The organism is Microvirga massiliensis, assembly GCF_001006805.1.
GTDB classification, from domain to species: domain Bacteria; phylum Pseudomonadota; class Alphaproteobacteria; order Rhizobiales; family Beijerinckiaceae; genus Microvirga; species Microvirga massiliensis.
In genome coordinates, this window is record NZ_LN811352.1 from 54,351 (window position 1) to 61,150 (window position 6,800).

The 6,800-nt window shown below is 61.8% G+C and carries 7 protein-coding genes; 6 read left to right on the plus strand and 1 reads right to left on the minus strand.

The window, feature by feature from the left end; genetic code table 11:
• Window positions 1-19 precede the first annotated feature (19 nt).
• From BN1233_RS09200 to BN1233_RS09210, 3 genes are read left to right on the plus strand one after another with little or no spacing between them, the layout of a single operon-like run.
• Window positions 20-760 carry a glycosyltransferase family 2 protein gene (locus BN1233_RS09200; RefSeq protein WP_046863302.1) on the plus strand — a complete coding sequence of 247 codons (741 nt, stop codon included), beginning with the start codon at window positions 20-22 and terminating at the stop codon, window positions 758-760.
• A complete protein-coding gene (locus BN1233_RS09205; protein ID WP_197094525.1) occupies window positions 760-1,083 on the plus strand; it encodes a lipid-A-disaccharide synthase N-terminal domain-containing protein in 324 nt (107 codons plus the stop codon). Before BN1233_RS09200 ends, BN1233_RS09205 begins: the two co-directional genes overlap by 1 nt.
• Window positions 1,084-1,086: 3 nt before the next feature.
• The gene (locus tag BN1233_RS09210; protein ID WP_048707615.1) at window positions 1,087-1,677 is read left to right on the plus strand and encodes a pyridoxamine 5'-phosphate oxidase family protein; all 591 of its coding nucleotides are present in this window, start codon (window positions 1,087-1,089) and stop codon (window positions 1,675-1,677) included.
• A 21-nt stretch (window positions 1,678-1,698) separates the two neighbouring features.
• Here BN1233_RS09210 and metC read toward each other — a convergent pair whose 3' ends face one another.
• Window positions 1,699-2,895 carry a cystathionine beta-lyase gene (metC, locus tag BN1233_RS09215; protein ID WP_046863304.1) on the minus strand — a complete coding sequence of 399 codons (1,197 nt, stop codon included), beginning with the start codon at window positions 2,893-2,895 and terminating at the stop codon, window positions 1,699-1,701.
• 305 nt (window positions 2,896-3,200) lie between these two features.
• On the opposite strand from metC, the gene BN1233_RS09220 reads away from it, so the two are divergent.
• From BN1233_RS09220 to BN1233_RS09230, 3 genes are all read left to right on the plus strand, one after another.
• On the plus strand, window positions 3,201-4,220 hold the full coding sequence (locus BN1233_RS09220; protein WP_046863847.1) for an amino acid ABC transporter substrate-binding protein: 1,020 nt from the start codon (window positions 3,201-3,203) through the stop codon (window positions 4,218-4,220).
• Between the two features lie 144 nt (window positions 4,221-4,364).
• Window positions 4,365-5,564 (plus strand): amino acid ABC transporter permease, encoded by a 1,200-nt coding sequence (locus BN1233_RS09225; RefSeq protein ID WP_046863305.1) that lies wholly within the window; start codon window positions 4,365-4,367, stop codon window positions 5,562-5,564.
• Window positions 5,565-5,568: 4 nt separating this feature from the next.
• Window positions 5,569-6,720 carry an amino acid ABC transporter permease gene (locus BN1233_RS09230; RefSeq protein WP_046863306.1) on the plus strand — a complete coding sequence of 384 codons (1,152 nt, stop codon included), beginning with the start codon at window positions 5,569-5,571 and terminating at the stop codon, window positions 6,718-6,720.
• Window positions 6,721-6,800 lie beyond the last annotated feature (80 nt).

The following is a 6,800-nucleotide window of genomic DNA, read 5'->3' on the forward strand; positions in this document are numbered from 1 at the left end:
GCCTTGAACGATATTCCCGATGGATTCGACCACATCCCCCCGCCTCACCATCGTCGTTCCGGTTCGGAACGAGGCGCCGAATATCCTTCCGCTCCTCGAAGAGATCGAGGCCGCCTGCGGCGAGGTCGGGTCCTACGAGGTCGTCTACGTAGATGACGGCTCGACCGATGATACCGGTGCCGTCCTTGCCGAAGCCCGCCAGTCGCGACCATGGCTTCGCGTCCTGCGGCACGCGTTGAGCTGTGGGCAGAGCGCGGCGGTCCGCACCGGGGTCAGAGCCGCCACCGGAACAGTGGTCGCAACCCTCGACGGCGACGGCCAGAATGATCCTGCATTCATTCCGACGCTGTTTGCGGCTCTGGAGGCCGCAGGGCCGGAGGCGGGGCTTGCGGCCGGCCAGCGGGTCGCGCGCAAGGACGGTGCGTTCAAGACGATGCAGAGCCGGGTCGCGAACGGAGTTCGCGCGCGCATTCTGAGGGATGGCACGCGCGACACCGGTTGCGGCCTGAAAGTGTTCCGCCGCGACGCCTATCTCGCGCTTCCGTATTTCGATGCGCTGCATCGGTTCATGCCGGCTCTCATGAAGCGCGAAGGCTATGCGGTCGTCCACGTCGATGTGGTAGATCGGCCGCGACACGCCGGCCGATCGAACTATGGGATGTTCGACCGCCTCTGGGTAGGGATCCTCGATCTCGCCGGCGTGTGGTGGCTCATTCGCCGGCGACGGCGGGTGCCGCAGGTAAAGGGTTTGTCTTCGTGATTGCGGATCTCGTCCACCAGATTGGCGGATACCTCCATACGGTATTCGTCACGAACCTCGACTTCGTGGTTCTGGTCGGTCTTGCCGGCCAGCTGCTGTTCAGCGCCCGGTTCATCGTCCAGTGGGTCGCAAGTGAGAGGGCCGGCCGGAGCGTCATGCCGGTCGCCTTCTGGTATTTCTCGCTTGCAGGGGGGCTCGTGCTCCTGGCCTATGCTCTCTATCGCGCAGACCCGGTTTTCATTCTCGGGCAGGCCGCCGGCACCTTCATTTATCTCCGCAATCTGATGCTCATCTATCGCGAGCGGACTGCCCCGGAAGGTTAAGGCATGTCGGGAGGGATGCTGCCGCAGGATGATATCGACGAAGTTCTCGTCTCGGCCTGGCGGCTGCTGGCCCGCGGTACTGCCGATCGGCGGGAAGGCTTTCATACCATGTCGGCAGCGACCATCGGCCTGGACGGACGCCCGCGCAACCGGACCGTGGTCCTCCGAGGGGTCGATTCCCTCACGAGGACACTGCGCTTTCATTGTGACCGGCGGACGGACAAATGCGCCGAACTGAGCGCGGACTCGCGGATCGCGCTTCTCGGATACGATCCGCATGCCGGAGTGCAGCTTCGGGTCGAGGGGACCACGATGCTTCACATCGACGACGCCGTCGCCGAGGAAGCCTGGAGCGGGTCCCCACCGTCGAACCGCGCAAACTACGGGTCTGTGCCTCCACCTGGCGAGATCATCCGGACCGGGGGCGATTACGCGCTTATGGCCACCGGAGAGGAAGGCGGTAGAGGCGAGTTCTGCGCGATTCTCGTGAGGATAGAGAGCCTCGAGTTCCTTCACCTCGCGCGCGAGGGACATCGACGCGCCCGGTTCCGTTGGGAGGGCGCGCGCGTCGAGGCCACATGGCTGGTGCCCTGAAGGAGAGGCGATATCACCGCTTCAGAGCGGAGCCGAATCCGCAGATCTGAGTCGAGAAAATCCGGCTTCGAGATCCCTCTTCAGATCCTCAACGTCTTCAAGACCGATATGGAACCGCAAGGCCGGGCCTTCCGGGTTCCAGCACGTGGCGGTCCGGATGCTGGAGCAGTCGAACGGCACGACGAGACTTTCGAACCCTCCCCAAGAATATCCCATTCCGAATAGTTCGAGTCCGTCCAGCATGGCTGCGACGGCCTTCGTCGAGAACGGCTCGAGAATCACCGAGAAGAGGCCCGACGAGCCCTTGAAGTCGCGCTGCCAGATCGCATGACCCGGATGGTTCTCGAGCGCCGGATGAAGGACCCGGGAAACCTCTGAACGCGTCGCGAGCCAGCGCGCCATTTCCAGCCCGTTACGCTCGTGCTCCCGGAGGCGCAGCTCCATGGTCCGGAGCCCTCTGAGCGCAAGAAAGACATCTTCGGGGCCGGCACACATCGCGATCGCGTCGAATGTCCGGCGCAGCGGCTTGAACCAGCGCCCGTTTGCCGAAACCATGCCCAGGAGGAGGTCCGACCCTCCGCTAAGATATTTTGTGCCGGCCTCGATCGCGAGATCGACCCCATGGTCATGAGGAGAGAAGAAGAGGGGTGTTGCCCAAGTATTGTCCATCAGGACTGCCGCACCGTGCCGATGAGCAACGTTGGCAATCGCCGGAACATCCTGCACCTCGAATGACTGCGAGCCGGGCGCTTCGGTAAAGATCGCAGTCGTATTCGACCGCACCAGCGCCTCGATATCGGCTCCGACGGTCGGATCGTAATACGTCGTTTCGACTCCGAAGCGCTGCAGCACCGTATCGCAGAAGATGCGCGTCGGTCCGTAGACTGAATCGGTCATCAACAGGTGGTCTCCAGCCTTCAGGCAGGTGGTGAGCGCCAGGGTCACCGCGGCAAGCCCGGACGGAGCGAGAACACTGCCGGCCGCGCCCGAGATCTCCGTCCAGGCCAGTTCCAGGGCCTCCGTGGTTGGCGTGCCCTTCGTCCCGTAAGTGTATCGGTTGCGCCGGTTAACGAGGTCGTCATACGTCCCATAGAGCACCGTCGAGCCCCGGTAGATCGGGGTGTTCACGAAGCCGTGCTGCTCGTTGGGATCGCGGCCGGCATGGACCAAGCGGGTACGAGCGCCGAGTTTCGATCGGTCCGAGGGAGTTTTTGTCATTTCCAGAAGCCTTTCGCGACCGGTTCTGGATTGCGGCTGCGGGCGCCGTCAACCCCGGCGGACGGATAGGCTTGCGTGAGGATTCATAGAGTGCGCCGGCGGACGGAGACGGAATAACAGCCAGGCAGCGCGGCTCCCGGATTGTCGTGTCAGGCCATTGATCACGACTTGACCAGTCGTCGATCATCGCATGTGATGGGTTCTTGCCGCCCGTGCCGGAAGGGTAGGGACAGGCTTGGCAGGAGTACTGGATCTAACCCCGGGCCTCTGCCGGAAGAACGGAAAGAGTGGGAGACCAGAAGAACATGAAAAAGGCTTTCGCATCGATTGCCTTCGGCCTCGCAACGGCCCTCGTGGCGACGAGCGCCTCGGCCCAGGCGACGCTTGAAGGCGTGAAGCAGAGGGGCTTCCTCCAGTGTGGCTCTAATCCCGGTCTAGCCGGCTTCGGCGTACCGGATGCCCAGGGCAACTGGACCGGACTCGATGTCGAGTTCTGCCGGGCCATCGCAGCCGCGATCTTCGACGATCCAACGAAGGTCCGTTTCATTCCCCTCTCCGCGAAGGACCGGTTCACCGCCCTTCAGTCCGGCGAGGTGGATGTCCTGGCTCGCAACTCGACCGCAACAATGTCACGTGACACGCAGCTCGGTCTCGATTTCCCGGCCATCAACTATTTCGATGGCCAAGGCTTCATGGTCCGCAAGAAGCTTGGCGTCGCCTCCGCGAAGGAGTTGAACGGCGCTTCGGTCTGCACACAGCAGGGGACGACGACCGAACTCAATCTCGCGGACTATTTTCGCTCGAACAATATGAAATACGAGGTCGTGGCGTTTGCGACCGCCGACGAGACCTTCAAGGCCTACGACGCCGGCCGCTGTGACGCGTTCACGACCGATGCCTCGGGATTGTACGCCGAACGTTTGAAGGCCTCGAACCCGGACGATCACATCGTCCTGCCTGAGATCATCTCGAAAGAGCCACTCGGGCCGGCCGTGCGCCACGGCGACAACCAGTGGGGCGACATCGTACGCTGGACGCACATGGCGATGCTCAACGCCGAAGAACTCGGCATCACCAAGGCCAATGTGGACCAGATGAAGAACTCCCAGAACCCGGAGATCAAACGGCTTCTCGGGACTGAGGGTAAGTTCGGAGAGGCCACCGGTCTCACAAATGACTGGGCCTATCGGATCATCAAGCATATCGGCAATTACGGCGAGAGCTTCGAGCGTAATGTCGGCGAGGGATCCCGCTTGAAGATCAAGCGCGGCCAGAACGCCCTGTGGACGAAGGGCGGCCTGCAATACGGAATTCCGGTTCGCTGAACGACTGACCGAAGCGGCCGGTCGCACGACCGGCCGCTTCGACGGCTCACGCTGGGGCGCAAAGTGCTCGCCCGCTGTTGCTGAAAGGGACCTTGCTCGACCGATATCCGGCGGTCACGGCTCCGCCATTGTGGAGTACAGCTATTGCAGACAGCAGCGAACCAGACGCCTACAAGGGGATCGCTTCTCTATGATCCGAAATTTCGCGGAGCCGTCTATCAGGTCGCGCTGATCGCGATCATCGCCTTCGTCTTTTACGAAGCCGCATCGAACGCCGTCGAAAACCTCCGACGGGCCAGGATCGCCTCGGGGTTCGGCTTCCTCGAGAACACGGCCGGCTTCGACATCAATCAAGCACTGATTAATTTTAGCGCCGCAGGTTCGACCTACGGCGACGCGTTCATCGTCGGCCTCCTGAATACGCTTCTCGTCGCGGCGATCGGAATCGTCTTCGCAACCATCCTGGGCTTTACGATCGGGGTCGCCCGCCTGTCGCGCAACTGGATCGTTGCGAAGGTGGCGATGGTCTATGTCGAGATCGTGCGAAACATACCACTGCTGCTCCAGCTTCTGTTCTGGTATCACGCCGTGCTGGCCCCACTGCCGCAGCCGCGGAACTCGATCCAGATGGGCGCCGGCTTCTTCCTGAATGCGCGCGGCCTTTATCTGCCGAAGCTCATCTTCGAAAGCAGTGCCTGGTATGTTCTCGGAGCCATGGTCATCGGCGGAGTCGCCGCATTTCTGTTTCGCCGATGGGCAAAGGAACAGCAGCAGCGGACGGGACGGCAATATCCGATTGGTCTCATGACCTTGGCTCTGATCATTGGGCTGCCGGTCATCACCTGGATCGTGCTGTCAGCCGCTGGAGCGCATCCTGCGACCGTCGATGTTCCCATCAAGGGAACGTTCAATCTCACAGGCGGCCTGCAGGTATTTCCGGAGTTCGTCGCACTTCTCCTCGGCCTCGTCATCTATACGGCTGCCTTCATCGCAGAGGTGGTGCGGGCCGGAATCCTTGCGGTTTCCAGAGGACAAACGGAAGCTGCCTCTGCACTCGGCTTGACACCCGGCCAGACCCTGCGCCTCGTCGTCATTCCGCAGGCGATGCGGGTTATCATCCCGCCACTCACGAGCCAATATCTGAACCTGACGAAGAACTCTTCCCTCGCGGTCGCGATTGGCTACCCTGATCTGGTCCAGGTCTTCATGGGGACGGTGCTCAATCAGACCGGCCAAGCGATCGAAGTCGTGGTCATTACGATGGCTGTCTACCTGACGATCAGCCTCGTGACGTCCTTCATCATGAATATCTACAATCGTCGTGTCGCGATCGTGGAGCGCTAATGCGATGGTCGCGTCGAGCGAGCGGATGCACTACGTCCGAACCGAACCGGTCGAAACCCTGCCGCCACCGAGTCATGTGCCGGGGGCGGTCGCGTGGATCAAAAGGAACCTGCTCTCCGGGCCGGTCAATACCCTGTTGACCATTGCGGTCCTCTACCTCCTCTATCTGGTAGTACCTCCGCTCATCGACTTTTTCTTCGTCGATGCGGTCTGGTCCGGATCGGATCGTGATGCATGCCGCGCCGAAACGATCGGTCGGGAGGTCGGGGCCTGCTGGGCCTACGTCATCGATAAGATCAACTACTTCGTCTACGGCTCGTATCCGGCCGGTGAGAGGTGGCGAGTCAATCTGTTCTTCGCGCTTTTGGGGCTCGGGGTCGTCTGGCTCCTCTGGCTGCGCGCGCCTCATCGCGGGCTCGGCGCGATCTACTTCTTCGTCATCTTCCCGATCGTGGCCTATTTTCTACTATCGGGTGCCTCTGGCCTGGGTCTCGAAGAAGTTCCGACATCTCTCTGGGGCGGAATTCTCGTCACGATCATCGTCGCGACCGTCGGGATCGTCTTCTCGCTTCCGCTCGGAATTCTGCTGGCCCTCGGCCGCCGGTCGAAATTGCCGATCGTGAGGCTGGCCTCGGTCATCTTCATCGAGTTCGTCCGCGGAGTGCCGCTCATCACGGTGCTCATCATGGCGAACACCATGCTGCCGCTTTTCCTTCCCGGCGGGGTGACCGTCGACAGGCTCGCCCGCCCCTTGATCGGCGTAGCCCTGTTCTCGGCGGCCTACATGGCAGAGGTCGTTCGCGGCGGACTGCAGGCCATCCCGAAGGGACAGTATGAAGGCGCGATGTCGCTGGGCCTGAACTATGCCCAGATGATGGTTTTCATCATCCTCCCGCAAGCGCTGCGCATCGTCATTCCGGGTATCGTGAATACCTTCATCGGGCTGTTCAAGGATACCTCGCTCGTCGCGATCGTCGGTATCTTCGACCTGATCAGGACAATCGAGGCATCGCGCGTCGATCCGAACTGGGCTGCCCCGACGGTCAGCTATACCGGATACGCCTTTGCCGGACTCTTCTATTTCGTCTTCTGCTGGGGCATGTCGCGCTACTCCGTGGGAGTGGAGCAGCGTCTCGCAGCGGGTCAACAGCGGTGAATTCCATGACGCGTTCTGCCGTGCAATCCTATCGTCAGGCCGGCTTGACCGAGCCCGCGGTCCTGCTCGACGGTGTCCAT

Excerpts from the sequence above, each read along its gene's own strand:
- BN1233_RS09210 (WP_048707615.1), top strand. The coding sequence starts at position 1,087 with ATGTCGGGAGGGATGCTGCCGCAGGATGATATCGACGAAGTTCTCGTC.
- BN1233_RS09220 (WP_046863847.1), top strand. The coding sequence starts at position 3,201 with ATGAAAAAGGCTTTCGCATCGATTGCCTTCGGCCTCGCAACGGCCCTC.
- metC (WP_046863304.1), bottom strand. The coding sequence starts at position 2,895 with ATGACAAAAACTCCCTCGGACCGATCGAAACTCGGCGCTCGTACCCGC.
- BN1233_RS09230 (WP_046863306.1), top strand. The coding sequence starts at position 5,569 with ATGGTCGCGTCGAGCGAGCGGATGCACTACGTCCGAACCGAACCGGTC.
- BN1233_RS09200 (WP_046863302.1), top strand. The coding sequence starts at position 20 with ATGGATTCGACCACATCCCCCCGCCTCACCATCGTCGTTCCGGTTCGG.